General features: G+C 72.7%; 1 pseudogene. It reads right to left on the bottom strand.

The features are described from left to right. Window positions 1-495, bottom strand: a pseudogene (locus H926_RS35265) (class I SAM-dependent RNA methyltransferase); the annotation flags it as partial.

The following is a 495-nucleotide window of genomic DNA, read 5'->3' as shown; positions in this document are numbered from 1 at the left end:
CTCCCGGGCGATAGCCGCCCGCCACCAGCGTTGCCGCATCACGCGCCCAACTGGCCGGGTTGCAGCCGATATAGACCACCCGTGCCACGGTTGATTCCGCGATTTGCCCCACCTGCTCGCGCGCGCCGGCGCGCGGTGGATCGAGGAGCACGGCGGCGAAGCGGTTCAGTTCTTCGGCCCGCAGCGGATTGCGGAACAGATCGCGGTGCAGCGCGTGCACCGGGCGGCCCTGGCTGCGCGCCGCCGCCTGGCAGGCCAGATGCGCATCGCGCGCGGCTTCCACCGCCAGCACCTTGGTGCCCGGCCCCGCCAGGGCAAAGGCAAAGGTGCCCAACCCGGCAAAGAGATCAGCCACCGTGCTGGCGCCGGCCAGCCAGCCCTGCGCGACGGCGACAAGCGCCGCTTCGCCATCGGCCGTGGCCTGCAGGAATGCCCCCGGCGGCAGGCCAACGGCGGTGCCACCCAGGGTGATCGTCGCCGGATCAGGCTCCCACG

The organism is Novosphingobium sp. B-7 (assembly GCF_000410615.1).
Lineage (GTDB): Bacteria > Pseudomonadota > Alphaproteobacteria > Sphingomonadales > Sphingomonadaceae > Novosphingobium > Novosphingobium capsulatum.
The sequence above is the reverse complement of the archived record's forward strand: the minus strand, read 5'-3'. Positions and strand labels throughout refer to the sequence as shown.